General features: G+C 35.4%; 19 protein-coding genes. 3 read left to right on the top strand and 16 right to left on the bottom strand.

Going from position 1 to position 21022, the window contains the following annotated elements; all coding sequences use genetic code 11:
• Nucleotides 1–4: 4 nt before the first annotated feature.
• From aroD to HL41_RS01820, 13 genes are all read right to left on the bottom strand, one after another.
• Nucleotides 5–709: a type I 3-dehydroquinate dehydratase gene (gene aroD / locus HL41_RS08925; RefSeq protein WP_051754433.1), complete on the bottom strand. Its 705-nt coding sequence runs from the start codon at nucleotides 707–709 to the stop codon at nucleotides 5–7.
• A gap of 3 nt (nucleotides 710–712) precedes the next feature.
• Nucleotides 713–1303, bottom strand: a complete 591-nt coding sequence (locus HL41_RS01875; RefSeq protein WP_038060011.1) for an IMP cyclohydrolase — start codon at nucleotides 1301–1303, stop codon at nucleotides 713–715.
• A 21-nt stretch (nucleotides 1304–1324) separates the two neighbouring features.
• A complete protein-coding gene (gene ahbC, locus HL41_RS01870; RefSeq protein WP_038060012.1) occupies nucleotides 1325–2509 on the bottom strand; it encodes a 12,18-didecarboxysiroheme deacetylase in 1185 nt (394 codons plus the stop codon).
• Between the two features lie 13 nt (nucleotides 2510–2522).
• Entirely contained in the window at nucleotides 2523–2879 is a 357-nt protein-coding gene (locus HL41_RS01865; protein ID WP_051754432.1) for a response regulator, read from the bottom strand.
• A 13-nt stretch (nucleotides 2880–2892) separates the two neighbouring features.
• Nucleotides 2893–4506 (bottom strand): AAA family ATPase, encoded by a 1614-nt coding sequence (locus tag HL41_RS01860; RefSeq protein WP_038060013.1) that lies wholly within the window; start codon nucleotides 4504–4506, stop codon nucleotides 2893–2895.
• 67 nt (nucleotides 4507–4573) lie between these two features.
• Nucleotides 4574–4885, bottom strand: coding sequence for a DsrE family protein (locus HL41_RS09915; RefSeq protein WP_327138727.1), 312 nt, complete (start codon nucleotides 4883–4885; stop codon nucleotides 4574–4576).
• 107 nt (nucleotides 4886–4992) lie between these two features.
• Nucleotides 4993–7350 (bottom strand): replication restart helicase PriA, encoded by a 2358-nt coding sequence (gene priA / locus HL41_RS01850; RefSeq protein ID WP_038060016.1) that lies wholly within the window; start codon nucleotides 7348–7350, stop codon nucleotides 4993–4995.
• A gap of 22 nt (nucleotides 7351–7372) precedes the next feature.
• A complete protein-coding gene (locus HL41_RS01845) occupies nucleotides 7373–8254 on the bottom strand; it encodes a UTP--glucose-1-phosphate uridylyltransferase (protein ID WP_051754431.1) in 882 nt (293 codons plus the stop codon).
• Nucleotides 8254–8730: a hypothetical protein gene (locus HL41_RS01840; protein WP_038060020.1), complete on the bottom strand. Its 477-nt coding sequence runs from the start codon at nucleotides 8728–8730 to the stop codon at nucleotides 8254–8256. Before HL41_RS01840 ends, HL41_RS01845 begins: the two co-directional genes overlap by 1 nt.
• 9 nt (nucleotides 8731–8739) lie before the next feature.
• The gene (locus tag HL41_RS01835; protein ID WP_038060021.1) at nucleotides 8740–9903 is read right to left on the bottom strand and encodes a type IV pilus twitching motility protein PilT; all 1164 of its coding nucleotides are present in this window, start codon (nucleotides 9901–9903) and stop codon (nucleotides 8740–8742) included.
• Nucleotides 9904–9910: 7 nt separating this feature from the next.
• Nucleotides 9911–11002 (bottom strand): type IV pilus twitching motility protein PilT, encoded by a 1092-nt coding sequence (locus HL41_RS01830; protein ID WP_038060022.1) that lies wholly within the window; start codon nucleotides 11000–11002, stop codon nucleotides 9911–9913.
• A gap of 47 nt (nucleotides 11003–11049) precedes the next feature.
• Complete coding sequence (locus HL41_RS01825) at nucleotides 11050–11484, bottom strand: NIL domain-containing protein (RefSeq protein ID WP_000262566.1); 435 nt, start codon at nucleotides 11482–11484, stop codon at nucleotides 11050–11052.
• A 16-nt stretch (nucleotides 11485–11500) separates the two neighbouring features.
• The gene (locus HL41_RS01820; protein ID WP_051754430.1) at nucleotides 11501–13243 is read right to left on the bottom strand and encodes a YcaO-like family protein; all 1743 of its coding nucleotides are present in this window, start codon (nucleotides 13241–13243) and stop codon (nucleotides 11501–11503) included.
• Nucleotides 13244–13311: 68 nt separating this feature from the next.
• Between HL41_RS01820 and mnmA the strand changes: the two genes are divergently transcribed.
• Together mnmA and HL41_RS01810 are read left to right on the top strand one after the other, a co-directional pair.
• Nucleotides 13312–14328 (top strand): tRNA 2-thiouridine(34) synthase MnmA, encoded by a 1017-nt coding sequence (gene mnmA / locus HL41_RS01815; protein ID WP_038060023.1) that lies wholly within the window; start codon nucleotides 13312–13314, stop codon nucleotides 14326–14328.
• A 22-nt stretch (nucleotides 14329–14350) separates the two neighbouring features.
• On the top strand, nucleotides 14351–15853 hold the full coding sequence (locus HL41_RS01810) for a UvrD-helicase domain-containing protein (protein ID WP_038060024.1): 1503 nt from the start codon (nucleotides 14351–14353) through the stop codon (nucleotides 15851–15853).
• Here HL41_RS01810 and HL41_RS01805 read toward each other — a convergent pair.
• Nucleotides 15843–17186 carry a sigma-70 family RNA polymerase sigma factor gene (locus HL41_RS01805; RefSeq protein WP_038060025.1) on the bottom strand — a complete coding sequence of 448 codons (1344 nt, stop codon included), beginning with the start codon at nucleotides 17184–17186 and terminating at the stop codon, nucleotides 15843–15845. The two genes, HL41_RS01810 and HL41_RS01805, sit on opposite strands and share 11 nt — an antisense overlap.
• Before the next feature lie 95 nt (nucleotides 17187–17281).
• Between HL41_RS01805 and HL41_RS01800 the strand changes: the two genes are divergently transcribed.
• On the top strand, nucleotides 17282–18037 hold the full coding sequence (locus tag HL41_RS01800) for a hypothetical protein (RefSeq protein WP_144241956.1): 756 nt from the start codon (nucleotides 17282–17284) through the stop codon (nucleotides 18035–18037).
• A gap of 2 nt (nucleotides 18038–18039) precedes the next feature.
• On the opposite strand, the gene HL41_RS08920 is transcribed toward HL41_RS01800, so the two are convergent.
• Both HL41_RS08920 and mnmG read right to left on the bottom strand, forming a co-directional pair.
• On the bottom strand, nucleotides 18040–19119 hold the full coding sequence (locus tag HL41_RS08920) for a CCA tRNA nucleotidyltransferase (RefSeq protein WP_051754429.1): 1080 nt from the start codon (nucleotides 19117–19119) through the stop codon (nucleotides 18040–18042).
• The gene (gene mnmG / locus HL41_RS01790) at nucleotides 19113–20981 is read right to left on the bottom strand and encodes a tRNA uridine-5-carboxymethylaminomethyl(34) synthesis enzyme MnmG (protein ID WP_038060027.1); all 1869 of its coding nucleotides are present in this window, start codon (nucleotides 20979–20981) and stop codon (nucleotides 19113–19115) included. The genes HL41_RS08920 and mnmG overlap by 7 nt, the downstream gene beginning before the upstream one ends.
• Between the last annotated feature and the right edge of the window lie 41 nt (nucleotides 20982–21022).

Below are 21022 nucleotides of genomic sequence, written 5' to 3'. Positions count from 1 at the left end.
ATCCTCAAGAAGGTTTAGGTAAATGGTCTAAAAGGTTAGAGTATATAGTTTTAGCAGTTAAAAGGTCGATTTGTCCAGGTGCTACTGCCTCTTCCTTAGAAGGTGCTACATAAGTAAAAGGTGATCCAGCAAGTAAACATAACACCCGACTTAACCTCCCGGCCTCTCCCATACCAAAGGTTATAAGTTCTATTCCTAACTCCTTGGCAAATCTTATTACGTCTAAAAGTCTTAAACTGTCTTCAAAAACCTTAGCCATGGTCACAATCTTGGCCTTTTTAACTCCTTTCTCCCCCATCTCACGTAACATCCTCTTTAGATACCCCTTTTCAGGGGTTCGGTTAAAGTTATGATAGGAAACTAAAATTTTATCATATTTATCATAAAAAGAAGTAGTTAAATTAAATTTTTCATAATATCTCTTAAAATAACGCCATTCTACATCTACCAGATAAAAAGGTTGTTGTAAGGCCCATAGAATCCAATCTATATAAGACTGAGGGGAAAGCTGTGCTTTTCCCCCTTCTCGATAAGTTCTTAAAGTAAAGATAAACCTAAAGGGATAGGAAAAAACTTTTAGAATTTCATCTTTTGAAAGATTTTCTAAACTATCAATTCTTATTTCAAAAAGGTCTGTTATTTCTGAAAATTTTTCTATCTGTTCGCAAACTTGACTAATGTTTGGTTTAGCTAAAGAAACGCAAAACATATTTTATACACTAAACCTTGAAAGGTAATCAAGGATGGTTCTATCATAACGACTGGTTAAAGCAAACACCTTCTTAGCAAGCTCAAATCTGGTTTTAAGGGTGGTGTTACCATAAGTTCTTATTTCTTCAAGAACCTTTTCATAATCTTCTGGGTCTACCACTACCGTAACATATTTAAAATTTTTGGCAGAAGCCCTAAGTAAAGTAGGACCTCCTATGTCTATGTTTTCTATAGCCTCTTCTAAGTCTCCTCCTTTTTCTACAACTTTTTCAAAGGCATAAAGGTTTACCACTACCAAGTCTATAGGTTTTATCTGAAGTTTTTTGATAGTTTCTACATGCTCTGGGTTATCTCTTTTAAAAAGAATTCCTCCATGAATATGTGGGTGTAACGTTTTTACTCTTCCTTCTAATATTTCAGGAAAACCTGTAACTTCGTTAATCTCTACCACTTTAACCCCAGCTTCTCTCAAAACCTTGGCTGTACCACCGGTAGAGATGATTTCTATACCTAAGCTTTCAAGCTCTTTAGCTAACTCCACTACTCCCTTTTTATCTGTAACGCTTATCAGAGCTCTTTCTATCTTATTCATAAAGGTCTCCTTCGTAGATTTTTAAGCTATACCTATCTCTTCGTCAGTCAAATAACAAGCTGGGTCAGGGGCCCAAACATCTCCTGTAACGGCCTCTGCCCTCACCCTAAAGTTTCCACCACATACTTCCAAAAACTTGCAAGCAGCACATCTTCCCTTAACATATTTCTTTTTCTCTTTAAGTTTAGCCATCAACGGATCTGAAAGATCTGTCCAGATCTGACTAAAAGGTCTTTTTCTTACGTTACCAAAAGAATAGTGCCTCCAAAACTGGTCTGCATGAACTTCTCCGTCCCAGGAAATACATCCTATACCCACACCACTGTTGTTACCTCCATTCATCTTAAGAAGTTCATAGACCTCCTCTGCCCTGGGATTTCCTTCTCTTTTCATCCTAAGATATAGATAAGGACCATCGGCATGATTATCTACGGTTAACACTTCTACTTTATGTCCCTTATCATGTAATTCTTTGGTGCGGTCTATGATGTAGTCTACCCAATATCGAGTTTCCTCATGGTCTAAATCCATATCAATCAAAGAGCTACCTCTTCCGGCATATACTAAATGATAAAAACATATTCTTGGAATAGAAAGTTCCTCAACCAAATCAAACACCTTGGGAATTTCCTGGGCATTAAGTTTATTAATTGTAAATCTTAAACCTACTTTTATTCCTTCTTTCTTACAGTTTTCTATAGCAGAAATAACTTTATCAAAACACCCTTTTACTCCTCTAAACCTATCATGTACTTCCTTCCACCCATCAAGGCTAATTCCTACATAAGAAAGCCCTATTTTTTTAAGTTCCTTGGCTAAAGGTTCATCTATCAAAACTCCGTTGGTAGAAAGCACAGCCCTCATTCCTAACTCTACAGCCTTTCTTATCAAATCCAAAATATCTGACCTTACCAAAGGCTCTCCTCCAGAAAATAAAACCACAGGCACTCCAAATTGAGCTAAATCTTCCAGCAAAGCCATGCCTTCTTGAGTTGTAAGTTCTTCTGGATGGGGCTTGTTGTCTGCCTTAGCATAACAGTGAATACACCTAAGATTACAAGCCTTGGTTACGTTCCACACTACCACTGGTTTTTTATCTGCTGAAAATTGAAGAAGATGGGATGGAAGGTTTTTCGAGTGCCTTCCATACCTTAACGGGTCTGAAGCCTCTATCGTTCCACAGTAAAGTTTAGAAATTCCTATCATTACTTTTCTACCTCTACTTTTTTATGTACTTTAAAACTTTGTTTAAAAATTCCTCTTCTTTAAAAGGATAAACCAAAATATCATCACAACCACAATCTTTAGCCCTATGTTCTTCTTCTTTTAACGGAACTTTACAAACCCCCACTATAGGTATGGTTTGAGTTTCTGGGTTAGACTTCAAAAGTAAAGTCGTAGCAAATCCATCTAACAAAGGGATATCTTTTTCCAAAATAATTAACTTAGGTTTTTCTTTTTTAGCTAATTTAAGTAGGGTCTCTCCGTCTTCTATTAATTTATATCTAATTTTATGTTTTTCTAAAGCCTCTTTTAACTTCTTAAACAAATCTTCCGAAAGGGCTAAGTAAATCATATAACCATACCCTTTAATTTTTTAGGGTTTCTTTATAAAGTCTTTCTGGATTTTTAAAAGCAACTGAGGTTATGGTAATTTCTTTTATCTCCCAAACATCCTTTAAATAAAATAGCTCATCTTTTAAACGAGACATAAGTTTTTCACAAATACTAAAAACACCGGTTTCCTTTTTTATAGCTCTTTCCATGATGAAGTCTATCGCATCATCTGAAAAGCAAATCTTTAAATTATATCTATTTTCGAAAAATTTTTCATAATTTTTAACTTGTTGCCATACATAACAAAGTTTTTCCCACCCTTTGGTCAGTTCAATAGCCTCGTTTAAGTAAAAATCAAAAAGCAATTCAACCCTTTTAGGCGTTAACTCGAAAGAACTTTCGGATTTAAAAATACCCTTTGAATTCAGATAACGTTTAAACCTTTCTTCTTCCTCTAAAAGACACGCCCTAAAGATTTCTTTCCAACGGTCACTTTTAGGAGAGTTTAACATAGCTTGAAGGACCCCTTCAGGGTCTTTTACCATCTCTTCAGTTACCCCAAGATGTTTAAACCCTTTAGAAGGTAAGAGTCTTTCATATGGGGTTAAAACTCTCTCCAATACCATCACCAAGGCTCTAGCCCCGGTATTTTCTTTAGCACTAACTTTGGCAATTTCTCTTAAAGCCCCATTAGAAAAAGCTAAGGTTATTCCATAAACGTTAAAATCTTTTCTTTTGTTTAAAACCATAGGACTATTAGGATTCGCAAGAATTTCAAAAAGATCTTCCTCAGAAAGAGGATCAAATACAACAATAACAGGGAATCTCCCTACAAACTCTCTTTCAAAACCATAAACCACAAGGTCTTCTGGTGAGACAAATTTTAAATAGTTTAATTTTTGTTCTAATCTATCTTCTATTTCAGAAAGAAAACCCATATTTTGTTTTTTTAGCCTTTTTTTAATGATATCTTCTAAACCCTGGAAAGCACCACTCGCTACAAAAAGAACATGCTTAGTGTTTAGAATTATCTTTCTTTTACGAGTTTTATCAAAAATATCTTTACGATCAAACCCAGAACCTGCCTCAGGTGGGAATTTTATCTCTACCGTTGTTTCCTCTAAAGGTTTTAACAAAGCCCTTTGTACTCCTGTACGAGAAACGTCTGGTCCTATAGTTTCTCCGCTAGAGGCTATCTTGTCTATCTCGTCTAAAAAAATCATTCCATAATGGGCTTTCTCAAGATCTCCTTCTGCTTCCCAATAAAGTTCTCTAATTAAATCTTCTATATCACCTCCCACATAACCTGTCTCGCTAAACTTGGTTGCATCCCCTTTTACAAAAGGAACTCCTATTTTCTTGGCTATTAACTTTATCATATAGGTTTTACCAACTCCAGTAGGTCCTATGATAAGAAGGTTGTTTTTCACAAAATCAAAATCCTCATTTCTCTTTAAAACATAATGTTTAATTTTCTGAAAGTGGGTACATATCTTGGTAGCAATGATCGCCTTAGCCTCTCTTTGTCCTACTATATATTCGTCTAAAAAACTTTCCAACTCAAGAGGTTTAAGGTCAAATTGATATACTGAAGAAAACCGCTCAGAAGACAGTTTTTCTATCTTGACCTTTGAAGTTTTTATCATATCAACTTTTATAATATATGTCTTTTTTAAAAAATGTAAACCTTATCTATAGTTTTGGTTTTTATTTTTAAAAAGTTAAAACTTTATCTGCCTCTTTAACAAGCTCATAAAGATCTACCATAAAGGCTACTGGACAAGTGGAAGAAGGCTCAAGCCCATGAGCCTTTAAACATACACCTCAGGCATAAAAATCTCCTTGAAAAGTATTTATTTGTTCCATTATGTTAAACTGCTCGTTAGAAAGCTTTTCAAATAAAACAGCTTTTCCTAACATAAAAACCGAAACTTCCTCTCCTTTTTGAGAAGCAACATTTGCTAACCTCATAGCATGGTATATAATTTCAGGATCGCTACTGGTGATAATAATAAGAATTTTCATAGACCTCCTCCGTCAAATTTTCATTGAAAAACTATATACCTAATCTTTTTTACTTATCTTGTTTTTAAATTTTAGACATAACTACCTATGTATATGTTACATTTACTTTATAAAAGGTCTTCTGGGTCTATATCGTAGGTTATTTTTAAACCTTTTACCCTAAACTTACCCAAAAAACTTCTTAAAACTTGGTTAATTTTTTTATAACTCTCTGACTTGATAAGAATATGCCACCGATAAAAACCTTTTAACTTTCTAAAAGGACAAGGAGAGGGGCCTATCACCCAAATCCCTTCTAATCCTTCGTCCTCTATAATTTTTTCTAAAAATTCTTTAGCTTTAATACTTTCTTGCTTTACTATTTCTTCTTTTATACCCTCTACTCTTATAACTGTTAGCCTTACAAAAGGAGGAAACAAAAAAGCCTTCCTTAAGGCTATTTCCTCTTTATAAAAACTTTCGTAATCCTGGGTTAAGGCATACTTTATAACATAGTGTTCCTCTAAAGAGGTTTGGAAAAAAACCTTACCTCTTTCGGTCTTTCTTCCAGCCCGACCTGCTGCCTGGGTAAGGAGATGGAATGTTCTTTCTGCAGCTTTATAAGAAGGAATAAACAAGCCCTCCTCTGCCCTTAAAACTCCTACTAAACTTACCCCTGGAAAGTTGTGCCCATGAACCCCCATTTGGGTACCTACGATAATTTTGGGAATAGGTTGGTAAATTTTTTCCATGATTTTTAAAAACTTTTTTTCTGTATTGATACTATCCCTATCTAATCGTATTATCTCTACTTCTGGAAAAATCTTTCTTAACTCTTCTTCCACCCTTTCTGTTCCTGCACGATAAAACTTTAAGTTAGTCCCTTTACAAACAGGACAGACTAAAGTTTTAGTGAATTCAAAACCACAATAATGACATAAAAGGCTATCTTCTTCTTTATGATAAGTTAAAGGAATACCACAATTAGGACATTCCCAAAGATGATGACAATCTTCGCACCTAACCAAAGGGGCATATCCTCTCCGGTTAAGGTATAAAAATACCGATTTTCCTTTGGCAATTTCCTCATCTATAGCCTTTTTTAAAGATGAAGTAATCAGCTTAAAACCTGGATTTTTTATAAGACGAACCTCTGGAAGTTGTGTATAAGGACGTTCTTTTAGAACCAAAAGGTCATATTTTCCTTCAACAGCCTTGTAAAAAGTTTTTATGCTTGGGGTAGCTGAACCTAAAATTACCGGTATGTTTTCTAAGCTCCCTCTTACCAAAGCAAGGTCTCTCGCATTATATTTACAGGGAAGAGTCTCCTCTTTATAAGAAGGATCATGCTCTTCATCCACTACTATCAATCCCAATCCTTCTATAGGAGCAAAAATAGCAGACCTTGCTCCTACCACGATTTTAACCTCACCCTTAACAATTCTTTGCCACTCTCTAAATCTTTCTCCTGCTGAAAGACCACTATGAAGAACCGCTATCTCTGTTTTGAAATGCTTAAGCAACAACATTTCCATATAAGTGGTTAACGCGATCTCAGGAACCAGAACTAAGACTTTTTTACCCTGATTTAAGACCTCCTTTATAGCCTCTAAATATATTAAAGACTTACCACTCCCTGTAACCCCAAAAAGCAAAATAGGATAAAAACCCCCTTTATCAAGTCTTTCCTTAATGTTTAAAAAAACTCTTCTCTGTAAAGGAGTCAAAACATACTTTTCTGGAACAGACATAAACATAGGAATCTTTCTCATTTTCAAATACTCTACCCGCTCCAAAAACCCTTTCTTGATTAACTTGTTTACCTCTTTAGAAGAAAAAAGATTTTTTAAAATTTTCTCAGGAACTTCTTTTAATCTATTGATATAACGTAATATTTCGTTTTTTTCTATAACTTCTTCTGACAGACTAGGCTTTAATTTAATAAAAACTTCAGTGGGAATTTTTACTTCTGGAAAATAGTACTGAATTTCTATCAATCCTTGTTTTTTCCATTTCTGCAATTCTTTAGAAGAAAGTTTGGTCTTTCTAAGAAAACTCTTAAACTCATATCCTTTTGTTTTTATCAAAGAAAAAACCTCAGGAAGATCTCCTTTTTTCAAAGCCTCTTTTCCTTGTGAGGTAAGAAAAATTCGTTTTTTAGGAAGACTAAAGATCCCAGAGGGAAGGGCAATTTTGTAAACCAAACCTAAAGCACATAGATAATAATTTGCAACCCATTCAAAAAAAGGAAACATCTTGGGAGGCACGATAGGTTCTTTGTCTATTACTTCTTCTATTTCTTTGTAAGTAAAAGGAGAATTATCGATGAGGTTCCCCTCAACTAACTCACAGTTTAGTACAATCCCTATTAACCTTGAGTTTCTAAAAGGAACAATACACCTTACCCCAGGAAGGATGAACCTGTCACTTAAGTAAGAAAAAGTTTGATGTAAAGGTAAAGGAAGGACTACCTCAACAAGATACATTTAAGGTTTAAAATTTTTTATCTCAAAAACCGAAGCGTTCTTGGCAAAAACTTCTTAAAACTGCCTCAAGCCTAGGGTCTTTACATGCGTAATGAAGAATAGTCTGGAAAAAACCTTCTTTGTTTCCTGTATCAAACCTTTTTCCTTTAAATAAATAGGCATATACCTCGTGTCCTGCATCTATCATAAGCTGAATAGCATCTGTAAGCTGATATTCCCCGTTGACCTTAGGAATTCTTTTAAGATAATCAAACACTATAGGATTTAAAATATAACGTCCTATGATAGCAAAATTAGAAGGAGCTTCTTCTGGTTTAGGTTTTTCTACCACTTTTTTTACCTTTATAAGGTCGGTCCCTACCCTTTCGCCATCGATAATCCCATACTTAGAAACATTTTCCCAGGTTACCTCTTCAACTCCTATAAGGCTTATTTCAGAACTTTTTGAAAACAAATTTTGATAAACTTCTAACATCTGTTTGAGACAGGGGGGATCTGCATCTACCAGGTCATCTCCTAATAACACAGCAAAAGGTTCGTTTCCTACCGCCTTTTCTGCCATCAAGATAGCATGTCCTAATCCCTCAGGCACCTTTTGTCTAACCTCTATAAGATGTTTGATCTTTTCCTCTACCTCTTGTACCTTTGCTAAAAGTTCTGTTTTCCCTCTTTCTTTAAGAAAACTCCTTAAGTTTAAATCAATATCAAAGTAATCTATAATCTTACCTTTACCTTGAGAAATGATAAAAACCAAGGTATTAACTCCAGACTGAATTGCTTCGTCTATCACATACTCTATCGTAGGCCTTTCTATAACAGGTAAAAGTTCCTTAGGGACTACTTTAGTAATCGGAAGCATCCTTGTTCCAAGTCCTGCCACAGGTAGCACCGCTTTTTTTATCATCATACCCCTCCCTCAAGACTTTTTTCAAAAAAATATTTTTGAGTTTTCTTAAAATGTTTATAAAGATCTTCCCAATAGGAAAGACCCTTGGTATAAATGGTTGAAAATTCTGATAAATGCTGAGGGTTTAAAACTAAATTAGCACTCCATAAAAAAGTAGTTTTTGGGTCTAAAGTTTGTACCTGAGGACTTACATATATCACCTCAAGCTCTCTTCTTAGTTCAACAGAGATTTTAAAATCTAAAAATTGTTTGATCTCATAAGCTTCTTCTAAAGAATTAACCCCTATCACTAATACCTTTAAAAGTCTGTTTTTAATCAAAAATATTAAGTCTTCCTTATCTTTAATTTCTCTTACAACATAATCTTTATTAACTTCAAACCACTCTGCTATAGGACTGAAAGAATCGGAAAGTTTCCAAAAAAAACCGACGACTAATTTTTGTAAAAATAAATCTGAAACATCAACCCTCATAAATACCCCTTATTTTACTCCTTTACCTCCAAGTTCTAAGTGAAATGTTTCCTCCTCAACCCTTCTTTTTTTCTTAATAAGGTCTATCTGTCTTCCTACAATATCTTTTCTTAATGCATGATAAATGGCTAAATCTTCTTCTATAAGATTTTTTTCATAAAGTTCTATAAGGTGTTGATCAAAAGTTTGCATTCCAAAAGGCTTACCTTGGGTCATAACATCATAAAGAGTTTTACCTTCCGATTCTCCTGTGAGAATAATTTCCTTTGCCCTTAAGTTATTGTAAAGAATATCAAACACGGGAATCCTTCCTCCTCCTATCTTGGGAAGGAGTTTTTGTCCTATAACCCATTTTAACGAGGCTGCTAATCTTTGTCTTATAAAGTTTTCTTCATCGGGAGGGTAAAAACCAATCACCCTGTTTATCGTTTGAGAAGCTCCTATCGTATGCAAAGTAGAAAAAACTAAATGTCCTGTTTCAGCTGCCATAAGGGCAATATCCATTGTTTCTCTATCTCTTATTTCTCCTACTAAAATCACCTGAGGAGCTTCTCTTAGGGCAGCCCTAAGTCCCTCTGCATAGGAGCTAAAATCTGTACCTAATTCTCTCTGATTAATGGTAGCTTTAATTGGTTGATGGATATATTCTACAGGGTCTTCTAAGGTTAAAATATGAACCGGTTGAGTCTTATTTATTTCATGAAGGATAGCAGCTAAGGTAGTGGTTTTCCCCTGACCTGTAGCTCCAGTAACTAGCACAATCCCAAATTTTTCTTTAGCTATTTTATAAAAAACCTCAGGGAGACCTAGCTCATCTATACCTTTAACCCTACTCTCAAGTTTTCTCATAATAATATTATAGGTTTTTTGACGAGAAAAGATGTTTACCCTAAAACGAGTTTCGTCATCTAAAAAATAAGAAAGGTCTGCATATCCATCTTTAAAAAGTTTAAAAAAAAGTCTAGGATTTTCTTTTAAAAGGTTAAAAGCAATGGTCTCGGTTTGGTGAGGGGTTAATTTTTCTACATAAAAATCTTCTAAATATACATTTTTCATCTTTCCATAAACCATAACCTGAAAAGGATAACCTGAAAGGATGAAAATATCAGAAATACCTGGTTCTATATTAGCCAACTTAGAAAATAGCGCTTTTATATCAAAATCTGTTAGCATGGATTTACTAACCCGGCATTTCGGTGAAGTCTAAAATTTCTTTATTTTGGACAAAAGGAATAAACCTACTTTTATCAACTGCCTTAATAAAGGCTTCTTCAGGGCTTATCCACTTGTTGTTAAGATATTCCATAATACAATCATCAAGAGACATCATCCCATATTTTCTACCCATCTGAATCATCGAAGGTATTTGATGGATCTTATTTTCTCTTATCAGATTTCTGATAGCAGGAGTAGCTATCATGATTTCCATAGCCACAATTCTACCAGGTCTGTCTATCCTTTTAAACATCGTTTGAGAAATAACTGCTCTTAAAGCCTCTGATAAAGAAACCCTTATCTGGTCTCTTTCCTCCGGAGGAAAAGCATCCACAATTCTACTCACAGTTTGAGCTGCGCTGATGGTATGAAGGGTAGCAAATACTAAATGTCCGGTTAAAGCTGCTTCAAGAGCTAAAGAAATGGTTTCTAAATCTCTCATTTCACCTATCATGATAATATCAGGGTCTTCTCTCAGAGCAGCCCTAAGGGCATTAGCAAAACTTTTAGTATGGGTACCCACCTCTCTTTGGTTTATTAAGCAATTCTTAGGTTCATGCACAAACTCGATAGGGTCTTCTATGGTAATAATATGGTCATAACGCATTCTGTTGGCATAGTCTATAATAGCAGCTAAGGTTGTAGATTTACCTGACCCTGTAGGACCAGTAACCAAAACTAAACCTCTTGGTAAAAGAGCTAACCGATTAAGGATAGGAGGAAGACCTAATTCTTCTACAGTTTTTATCTTGTTAGGAATAAGCCTAAAGGCTGCAGCAACCCCTCTTCTTTGACGATAATAGTTCACCCTAAAACGAGCTAAACCAGGAATTTCATAACCCCAGTCTACTTCCCCTTGTTCTTCAAACTTTTTGATGATTTCTTCAGGAGCTATTTCATAGAGCATTTCTCTAAGTTCTTCATCTTCTAAAACTTTATATTTAACCCTTTGAAGGTCGCCGTGGATCCTAAGAAGGGGAGGATTACCTGCAGAAAGATGCAGGTCAGAAGCTTGGGTGTCAACCATCAATTTAAAAAAAGCGTCTAACTTCGCCATTGTCTAATAATTATGTTAAAATTTTATTTAAAAGTCAATAGACCTCTTTAGGTAAAACTTTCTACCTCACTTTCTACGTGAACCTCCATAGCTTTGGTGATACAAACTGCCACACAAAACTCACAAGCAGTGCATTTTTCAGGGTTAAACCTTATATAAAAGGTATCTTTTTCTACATAAAGAGCCCCTGTTGGACATGCAGCAGTACAGTTTCCACAATGAATACATTTTTCCTCATTTTTGATGATCTGTTGTTCTAAAGACTTGACTTCAACCCCTACCTCTCTAAGATAGTTTAATCCTTCTCTTAGTTTTTCAGGGGTGCCTTCTAACTCTAAGATCATGATACCTTCTTTACCAGGAGTGATTACCGCCCTAAGAATGTTAAAAACTAAATCATAATCCTTTACCAGCCTATATACTATAGGCTGGTCTACTATCTCTGGGTTAAACTTAAGATATAAACCCTTTTTGTAGACCACCTTTACCCTCCAAGGATTAGTTTTGGTTGTTTAAAAACTTTCCACAATATTCTAATCCCATTTTAGCAACCGTCAAATCAGGATTAAGCTCTAAGGCTTTTAAGAAAAAAACCTCTGCAGTAGGTAGCTGGTTTAACGCCTTTAAACAATAACCTACATTAGCATAGTCTATGGCTGAAGCAGGATTTAAATCTATAGCTTTACAGAAGGCCTCCATCGCTAAAAAATATTCTTCTAATTTATAATAAGCCCTTCCTAAGATGTTGTAAAGCTCAGGTACCTCTTCTAAAGAAAGACCTCGTAAAGCAGTTTCCACCGCTTCTTTATACTGTTCATCCTTTAAATAAGCATCGGCTAAATGTGTATAAAGGGCTATTTTGTCGTCGTCAAAATCGATCATTCCAAGTGCCTTTTGATAGGCTGAAATCGCTTTGCTAAACTCTTTTAGTTCTTTATACACATTACCCAGAAAAGCCCAAAGAAAATATCTGTCTGGTACCTCCTTTATCAAATCTTCTAAGATTGATTTCTGAGACTCAAGAGGAAAATAAAGACTTAAAGTTCTTACAAACTGATAAAGATAAGAAATCTTAGTTCTTTCTCTAAAAAGTATTCCTGGAATCACCGCATAAACCGCAGGAATTTCTAAATCTGGGCGAGTGATATCTATCAAATAGGTTTGATAACCTATCTCTTTTAGTTTATCGGTTAACACCTCAAGTTCTTGCGTATGATCTTCGGAATAAAGATTAGGAAGATCCTCCAAACTAACCTCTCCGTTGGTAGCTAATACCTGAGAAGCTTCTTCTAAGGTACGAAATTTGGGAAGTCCACTTTCTAAATATTTACCCTCGGTATCAAAATCTCCTGCCAGCTGAGCTACTTCTGTCAAGGCCCTTATTAAAGCCCTTTCTGGTGAGGTGCCTGTACCAGCAGCATAAACGATTTCACTTCTGTGAGGATAGGTAGAGGGATCCATCGCCATCACCGCTATTGTTGGAGCAGGCATTCCAAAGGTCATATCTCTTATCCACACTTTAATCCCCAATCTCTCATAACAAGAAAGAAGCCTTTCTCCTTCCCCTGAAATTGAACTTCTTTTTATTTCAGCCATTGGTATACCCTTTCTCACCGAAAGAGCGTTCACATGTCTTTCTATCAACTCACAGATAGCCTGAATGGCTGCCTCAGGATAGGTATTTCCTCCAGCAGATCCATTATATTCATAAAGTATCCAAAACCAATGAAAAGGTAGATATTTAACTTTTTTAGTAGTAACCTCTAATCCAGGAACAAACCACATAGGAGTCTTTTTTATATAACGATAGGCTATTTCTTTAACCTTATCTTGTTCGTCATCTTCTATAGACCTCAAAAATATTTCCCAAGAGAGGGCATCTTCTCCTAACTCTTCGAAAGTTGTTAATCTTCCTACCGTTTCTACCGATCTATAAAAAGAAAACAGGGAAAACCTTTCTACCAACTCCATAAGTGCACTCGCTTTAGCTAAAACCTCAGTAGAACCTTTACCCATCTGTTTAAAATTTCCGGTAATCCTTTGTCCATCTATATCATAAAGACTTATATAAACAGGAATTCCAAGTCTTCCCTTATCTATCCTCTGAACCCCTTTATAAACCTTAACCCCCAGGCTTTTAAGCCTGTTTTCTACCCTCGATACCGTCTCTTCAGGAAAAGCCGCTTTGTCCGCTATTACTTTTTTAGAAGGTTGAAAAAATTTTTTTAAAAGGCCTTCCATATTCCACTCCTTTTGTTTATAATTTAAAAAATTTAATTACTTTGGTAAACTTTATTTTACCATAAAACATGAAAATCGCCATTTGTCTAAGCGGAGGAATTGATAGTGCTGTTTCTGCCTATCTTTTAAAAAAACAAGGAGTTTCTTTAGTTGGAATTACGTTTAAGCTTTTTGAAAAACAAAAGGAAATAGAAAAAGCTAAGTTTATAGCCCAAACACTTGACATACCCCATCACATCATAGACCTTACCCAAAAATTTCAAGAACAAATCATCTCTTATTTTATAAACACTTATGCCCAAGGGAAAACTCCTAATCCATGCGCTCTATGTAACGCAAAAATAAAATTTGGGGAAGTCCTTGACTGGACGTTAAAAAATTTAGGAGCTGAAAAGTTAGCTACCGGACATTACGTAGATTTAGGGGAATACCAAGGTGAGCTCTTGTTAAAAAAACCAAAGGATACTAAAAAGGATCAATCTTACTTCCTGTCCTTGATTAACAAACAAGTCTTACCTTTTCTAAACTTTCCTCTAAGTGGTTATTTAAAAGAAGAAGTTAAAATTATGGCTAAAGAAATTTTTGGGATAGAAACCTCGCAAGAATCTCAGGACGTATGTTTCTTAAAGAGAACTTCAGTTAAAGAGTTTTTATCTATGTTTTTACAACCTAAAAAGGGGCCTGTGGTTTATAAAGAGAAAGTAGTTGGAACCCATGAAGGGATATTTTTCTATACCATAGGGCAGAGAAAGGGCTTAAGGCTTCCGTTAGGCAAACCTCTTTATATAACCTGTTTAGACCCACAAACTAATACCATTTTTTTAGGAGAAAAAAAAGACCTTGCAGTCAAAGGTCTTGTACTTGAGAGTCTAAACTTACACCTTCCGATAGAGAAATGGACCTCTCCTGAAGCTCAGATAAGATACCGTGCCCCTAGGGTGAAGGTTAAAGATATAATCACTGAAGGCAAGAAAACAAAAGTTCTTTTTGAAGAGGTTGTTTTTGGGGTAACCCCTGGTCAGGTTTGTGCCTTCTATGAAAAGGAGTTCTTATTAGGAGGTGGGATTATTGTAGACAAGTTATAATTTCAGTTTATAATCAACCTCTATGGAGTTTAAGCTCACCAAAGAACAACAGGAAGTTTTAGCTACCCTTCAAGATGCAATCGTAATAGCAGGTCCTGGAACAGGGAAAACCTATACCCTTGTGGCTAAGCTAAAACAACTTATCGAAAAAAACGAAGTTTCACCTAAAAAAATTTTAGTTCTCACTTATTCTGTAAAAACCTTAAAGGAATTAAGGCAAAGATTGATTCAGGTAGGTTTGGAAAAAATAAAGGTTGATACCTTCCACGGTTATGCCTATGATGTATGGTGTCAACATCATCAAAAACCTCCTAAACTTATTACAGAAAAAGAAAAAAAAGAAATTTTAAAAAAACTTTTTGGTAAAACCCCAAAACCTCTAACTAAGCCAGCAAACAAACTAACTTTTTTCGAATATCTTAAAAAAAACCAACTTCTAGACTTTGAACTTTTACTTTATGAAGTCTCATCTATTCATAACCTAAACTTTTCAGGTTATCATATAATTATAGACGAATTTCAAGACCTTTCAGAAGATATTTTAGAATTTTTAACCCTTTTTAAACATGCAACCTTTACGTTGTTTGGTGATCCTAATCAATCTATTTACGGTTTTCGTGGGGTAAATCTAAAAAAAATTAAAGACTTTTGGCATAACTTTAGACCTAACTTTAAAGTCCTGACCCTTTCTCAAAGTTTTAGATGTCCAGAAGAAATCCTCAAAATAGCTGAACATTTTAAATGTTCACCCTGGGAACAAATACCTTACACCAGTTTAAAAAAAGAAGGAAAGGTTCAGGGGCTTTTTTTTGAAAATCCTTTTCAAGAAAGGGAGATTTTAACTGATTTAGTAAAAGATCTTTTAGGAGGATTACAGTTAGAACAACAAACACATGAAGGAATCTCTCCTAAAGAAATCTTTGTCCTTGCAAGATTAAAAGAGGTCTTTCAACCCTTAAAAGAAGCCTTTCTCAAGGCTGGGATACCGATTCATTTAGTAGAAGATGAAGCTAAAGCTACTTATGAGACTCTACAGGAGTTTATTTACGAGGCTCAATCTTCGGCATTTTCTATAACCGATCTGATAAAAAAGGCACCTTCTAAGGTGAAAACTTATTTAGAAAATCTTTGGGAACTTTCGAACCAAGATAAAGAAAAATTTTTAGGCTATCTTATCAGCGCTCAACCTTCTGACTTTATAGATACAGACCGTGAAGGGATTAACTTTCTCTCTATACATGCCTCAAAAGGGCTTGAAGCTGAAGTAGTTATTTTAGTGGGCGCAGAGCAAGGGCTTATTCCCCTTACAATTTTTAAGGACACAGACGAAGATGAAGAAAAAAGATTGGTTTACGTTGCCCTAACTAGGGCTAAGCGAGAATTTTATTTTTCTGGGGTAAAAGAAAGAAAAGTCTATAATTTTTGTCTAACCCAAGGGTTATCACCGTTCTTTAAAGGGATCCCTCTCAAAACCTTTAAGCCAAAACCGCCTAAACCTAAGCAACCAAGTCTTTTTAATCTCTGATGTCAAATTTTTCTTTTTGAGCAAGCTGCCTCATTTTATAAAGGGCTTTTTTCTCTATCTGTCTAATCCTTTCCCTTGAGACCTTAAACATATACCCTATCTCTTCTAAAGTATATCCCTCATATTCTCCAAGACCAAACCTCATGCGAATAATTTTTTCTTCTCTAGGAGAAAGGGTGGCTAAAAACCTTTTTATTTTCTCTGAAATATCCTTTTTTCTGGCTGTATCATAAGGAGATGGGCTTTTTTTATTTTCTATAAAATTCCCTAAGGTGCTGTCTTCATCTCCAATCGGAGTTTCTAACGAGACAGGTTCTTTTGAGGTTTCAAAAATTACCAAAATTTTTTCATAAGGTACTCCAGTTCTTTGAGAAAGCTCTTCAGGAGTGGGCTCCCTTCCTAACTCTTTAGAAAGCTCATAAAAAACCTTAAAAACATAGTTTCTCAGCTCTAAAAAATGTACTGGAAGCCTTATAGTTCTTGTCTTATCAAGAATAGCTCTAGTGATAGACTGCCTTATCCACCAAGAAGCATAAGTGCTAAACTTATTACCTTTTCTATAATCAAAACGATAGACTGCCCTCATCAAACCAAGGTTTCCTTCCTGAATAAGGTCAGCCAAAGACAACCCCTGTCTTACATACTTTTTAGCTATAGATACTACCAACCTAAGATTAGCTTTTACCATCTCATCTTTAGCCTTTTCTATACGAGCGATGTTCTTCTTTATTTCAGTACAAAACTCTTTTATACCTTTAGGCTCTACCTTGTGTTTCTTATTTTTTATATATCGTTCTTCTAATTCCTTAACAACCTTTTCCAGATAGTTAACGTAAGTCTTTTTAGGTTTAAGATTAGGGTCTCTTCGCTCCCATTCCTGAACCACCGCTTTTACCTCTAAAATCTCTTTACAGTCTATCTGAGTTTCTCTTATAATCTTTAATATATTATCAAACCCCTCTCTTATCTCTCTTGACAACTCCTCCTCTCTTTCTGGGGTTAAAAGGTCATACTTACCCATCTCTTTAAGATAAAGAGATAATAGCTCCTCTGAACCTGGCTCTGAGATAGTTTCTTCTTCAGTCAATTCTCCTTCGGCAAAAGTAGAAAGCTCTCTAATCTTATCATGGACTTTCTTTTCTATATACTCTTCTCTTTCGTAAGGATCCATGTCTTTTAACTCTATCCCATAACTCTCAAGAAGGTCAAAAATCTCTTCAATCTTATCAGGGTCGTTATACTCTTCAGGTAAAATCTTGTTTAACATTTCATAAGTAAGCTGCCCTGCTTTCCCTAACTCTAAAATCTTTTCGTTAAGGTCCTTTTGTGCCATTTACTTCAACCACCCCTTTTCTTTTTAAATTGTTTTGTTAAATTTAATTTTTAAAGTATAAACAAAAAATAATTATTAAACTTTTATCTTCAACCATGCATGATCCACTTTTATTAAAAACTTTAATCTACATGCTCAGCTATCATCCCGATGAGTTTGGTCTTATTCCTGATAATAATGAATTTTTCAAAATAAAAGAAATTTTTCAAGCTCTAAATTTTACTAAAAAATTTAAAAAACTAAACTTAAACATATTAAAGCAACTATTTTCTTATTATTATAGAGATTTTTTTGAATTTTCAGAACCTTTAAACTTAGTAAAGCCTAAAGAGAAAAAATTCACCCCCCCTTTTAAGATAAGTTTAACCCAAGTTTATAATTTTAAAAAACTTTGGACATTTGTCAAGCCAAGGTTGTGGTATAAGTTGTGTTTAGATGAAAAATGGAGCCCCAGGGAAGGGCTTTTTCCTGTGTTTACTGAAAAAGAATTGGCAGAAAATTGGGCTAAAGCTAAGGGTGCACTGTTGATAGAGGTTTTACCTTATAAATTTTTTGAAGACCTTGAAATTTACCAGTTTGGAGAAAAGGTTTTGTTACTCTCTTACCTTCACTATACCTTCTTAAAAGGACCTCCTATTGATCAAAAGTTCATACGTAAATACTTACCTCAAGAAAAACCTGCTGAAAGACCTGCCCCTATCCTCCCTTTTAATCAATCTGGTTTTACAGAACACATTTACCAATCTGACCAAGACTTGCCTTTTAGAAAGCTTACTCGTGGAAAGAAGAAAGAAAAACCCTGGAAAAAATATCAGAAAAAAAAGGCAAGGTTAAGAGAAGAATTAGAATAGGGTTAATTCAAAATATCTTGTAAAATACTTACTAATTTTAGAATTTGATGAAAATAAGTTTTTTTTCGTATTTTTTTAGGGATAGGTTGCTTTTTTTGAGCAAAATAAAGGCCTTTATAAACATCTCTTAATAAATCCATAGACCGTTCAAACAACCTTCGATTAAACCTAAACGTAAAAAACAAAGAAAAAAACAAACGTAATAATTCCTTTCTTTCGAACACAGGCACCGGTTGAAAAGATAAAGGAACGTACGGCTTACCTATTAACGGTAAAAAAACATAAGCAAAAAGGCAAATACGTTCTTCCACAGTCAAGCCCTGGTCTTGAGAAAGTTTGTTCAAAACCAGCCTAAGAAATTTTTCATCTAAAGATTTTTCTTCGATCATTTTCAGATAAAAAGGATATATCTGATAAAGTAACCCAGACTTTTGTAGAAGTCTAAACCAGTCCAGCACCCAAAAACCCATAAGGTCTTTTAAAATTTCATCCCTTAACCTTTCCCAAACTACCTTTTTAATAAGATGAGCGTTTCTGATAATTGCTTCCCAAGTTGATGGTTCTATATAAAATTTTAACCTTGATGCATGTCTTATAGCTCTCAGCATACGAACAGGATCGTTTAAAAATCTTTGATCAGGGTCTCCTATCACTCTTATTATACCTTTTTTGAGGTCCTCTAATCCTCCAACATAATCTATGATCTCTTTTGAAAAAACATCATAGAAAAGGGCATTTATGGTTAAGTCTCTTCTTAACACATCTTCTTCTGGGGTTCCGTAGTTTTCCTTCACTTTACCGTCATATTCTTCTTTACCTCTGAAAGTACTAACTTCGACGTACTGATCTTTGGTTATATAGACATGAACTATCGGAAACCTTCTTCCTATGATAAAAGCCCTCTTAGGAAAAAGAGAGACCACCTCTCGAGGAGTGGCGGTAGTTCCGATATCATAATCCTTAGGCTCTAATCCCAAAAGTAGATCCCTTACACACCCCCCTACCAGATAGGTAGTATATCCCTTTTGTTTTAAACGCTTGATGATCTTTAAGATTGGTCTTGGGATAGAAAGGTCTAACACTTTTTCTTTAGATATACTTGTATCGCTGAAATAGCTGCAGGGGTAGCTCCTGGAATTCTTAGGGCCTGACCCAAAGAAGTAGGCCTTATCTTACTAAACTTTTCACGAACCTCGTTGGTAAGGCCTGGGATTTCGTAATAGTTTAAGTCTTCTGGTAGTTTTATGTTTTCAAGGCGTTTAAATTTTTCTACCTCTTTGAGTTGTCTTTCTATATATCCACTATATTTTATCTCTGTTTCCACCTCTAAGAGAACTTCTTGGTCAAACCTTTTTAATTCTGGGAGGAATTCTACAAGGTCCTCTACCTCTATTTCTGGTCTTCTTAAAAGGTCGTAAGCCTTGGTAGTTTGTTTGATAGGAGTTATTCCTTTACTTTGAAGGTAACCGTTTATTAAATCAGGAGAGATCCTAATCTCTTGAAGAAGTGTTTGTAAAGTTTTTATTTTTTCCTTTTTATCGAGGTATCTCAACCACCTTTCTTCATCGATTAAACCTAACTTTTTTGCCTTTTCCGTAAGCCTAAGGTCAGCGTTATCTTCCCTTAGTAATAACCTATATTCTGCCCTTGAAGTAAACATTCGATAAGGTTCATCTACCCCTTTGGTTACTAAATCATCTATCAAGACTCCGATATAAGCTTCTGAGCGGTCCAGAATAAAAGGTTCTTCTTCCTTTACGTAAAGAGCTGCATTTATACCTGCTATAAGTCCTTGAGCTGCAGCTTCTTCATAACCTGTGGTTCCGTTAATTTGGCCAGCTAAAAACAATCCTGAGATGAGTTTGGTTTCTAAAGAGGGTTTAAGTTGAGTTGGAAACACAAAATCGTGTTCTATACCATAGCCTGGCCTTAATATCTCAGCCTTTTCCAAACCAGGAATACTTCTTACCATCTTCCATTGAACGTCTATAGGAAGGCTGGTGCTTATCCCGTTAGGATAAACCTCAACGGTATCAAGACCTTCAGGTTCGATAAAAACTTGATGTCTCTCTTTGTCTGGGAAACGGAAGACTTTATCTTCTATCGAAGGACAATACCTAACCCCTCTCCCTTTAATTTTTCCTGTAAAAAGGGGAGACCTATCTAAAGCACCTTTGATAATCTTATGGGTCTCCTCTGTGGTATAGGTTATAAAACATGGTACTTGAGGAAGAGGAGGTCGTTTTCCTACGTTTTTAAAAGAGAAAAGAGGTGGGGGGAAATCTCCCCATTGGATTTCCATTTTAGTATAATCTATAGTACGAGCATCAAGCCTGGGACAAGTTCCGGTTTTAAACCTGCCAAGCTCAAAACCCAGTTCTTTGAGATTTTCTGCCAGTTTGTTAGAAGGGGGGTCTCCAAGCCTTCCTGCTGGAAAACTTTCAAGCCCTATATGTATAAGTCCATGAAAAAAAGTTCCTGGGGCTATTACCACAGCTTTAGCCCCAAACTCTTCTCCTGCTTTAGTCCTAACCCCTATTACCCTTTTATCTTTTACCAAAATTTGAGTAACCAATCCCTGTTTGATAAAAAGGTTAGGTACCCTTTCTAACCTTTTTTTCATCCTCTCTTGATATCTAAACCTATCGGCCTGAGCTCTGGTAGCCCTTACCGCAGGTCCTTTCTTGGTGTTAAGTTTTCTAAACTGAATACCTGTCTCGTCTATAGCTAAAGCCATCTCCCCACCAAGAGCGTCTATCTCTTTTACCAAGTGACCTTTACCTATGCCCCCTATAGAAGGATTACAACTCATAGCCCCTATTCTTTCAAGATTGATGGTAAGAAGAAGAGTTTTACACCCCATTCTTGCAGAGGCTAAACAAGCCTCTATTCCTGCATGTCCTGCTCCTATGACTACCACATCAAAGCTATCAAGAAAAATCATCCTAACCTTCCTTAATATTCTTTAACGCCTACCCAAAATTT

It is taken from the genome of Thermodesulfobacterium commune DSM 2178, assembly GCF_000734015.1.
In the GTDB taxonomy this organism is placed as follows: domain Bacteria; phylum Desulfobacterota; class Thermodesulfobacteria; order Thermodesulfobacteriales; family Thermodesulfobacteriaceae; genus Thermodesulfobacterium; species Thermodesulfobacterium commune.
This window is presented reverse-complemented; position numbering and strand designations above follow the sequence as displayed.

Excerpts from the sequence above, each read along its gene's own strand:
- HL41_RS01865 (WP_051754432.1), bottom strand. The coding sequence starts at position 2,879 with ATGATTTACTTAGCCCTTTCGGAAGATTTGTTTAAGAAGTTAAAAGAG.
- HL41_RS01835 (WP_038060021.1), bottom strand. The coding sequence starts at position 9,903 with ATGCTAACAGATTTTGATATAAAAGCGCTATTTTCTAAGTTGGCTAAT.
- HL41_RS01845 (WP_051754431.1), bottom strand. The coding sequence starts at position 8,254 with ATGATAAAAAAAGCGGTGCTACCTGTGGCAGGACTTGGAACAAGGATG.
- HL41_RS01860 (WP_038060013.1), bottom strand. The coding sequence starts at position 4,506 with ATGATAAAAACTTCAAAGGTCAAGATAGAAAAACTGTCTTCTGAGCGG.
- HL41_RS01800 (WP_144241956.1), top strand. The coding sequence starts at position 17,282 with ATGCATGATCCACTTTTATTAAAAACTTTAATCTACATGCTCAGCTAT.
- ahbC (WP_038060012.1), bottom strand. The coding sequence starts at position 2,509 with ATGATAGGAATTTCTAAACTTTACTGTGGAACGATAGAGGCTTCAGAC.
- HL41_RS01830 (WP_038060022.1), bottom strand. The coding sequence starts at position 11,002 with ATGGCGAAGTTAGACGCTTTTTTTAAATTGATGGTTGACACCCAAGCT.
- mnmA (WP_038060023.1), top strand. The coding sequence starts at position 13,312 with ATGAAAATCGCCATTTGTCTAAGCGGAGGAATTGATAGTGCTGTTTCT.
- aroD (WP_051754433.1), bottom strand. The coding sequence starts at position 709 with ATGTTTTGCGTTTCTTTAGCTAAACCAAACATTAGTCAAGTTTGCGAA.
- HL41_RS01805 (WP_038060025.1), bottom strand. The coding sequence starts at position 17,186 with ATGGCACAAAAGGACCTTAACGAAAAGATTTTAGAGTTAGGGAAAGCA.
- HL41_RS01820 (WP_051754430.1), bottom strand. The coding sequence starts at position 13,243 with ATGGAAGGCCTTTTAAAAAAATTTTTTCAACCTTCTAAAAAAGTAATA.
- priA (WP_038060016.1), bottom strand. The coding sequence starts at position 7,350 with ATGTATCTTGTTGAGGTAGTCCTTCCTTTACCTTTACATCAAACTTTT.
- HL41_RS01840 (WP_038060020.1), bottom strand. The coding sequence starts at position 8,730 with ATGAGGGTTGATGTTTCAGATTTATTTTTACAAAAATTAGTCGTCGGT.
- mnmG (WP_038060027.1), bottom strand. The coding sequence starts at position 20,981 with ATGATTTTTCTTGATAGCTTTGATGTGGTAGTCATAGGAGCAGGACAT.
- HL41_RS01875 (WP_038060011.1), bottom strand. The coding sequence starts at position 1,303 with ATGAATAAGATAGAAAGAGCTCTGATAAGCGTTACAGATAAAAAGGGA.
- HL41_RS01810 (WP_038060024.1), top strand. The coding sequence starts at position 14,351 with ATGGAGTTTAAGCTCACCAAAGAACAACAGGAAGTTTTAGCTACCCTT.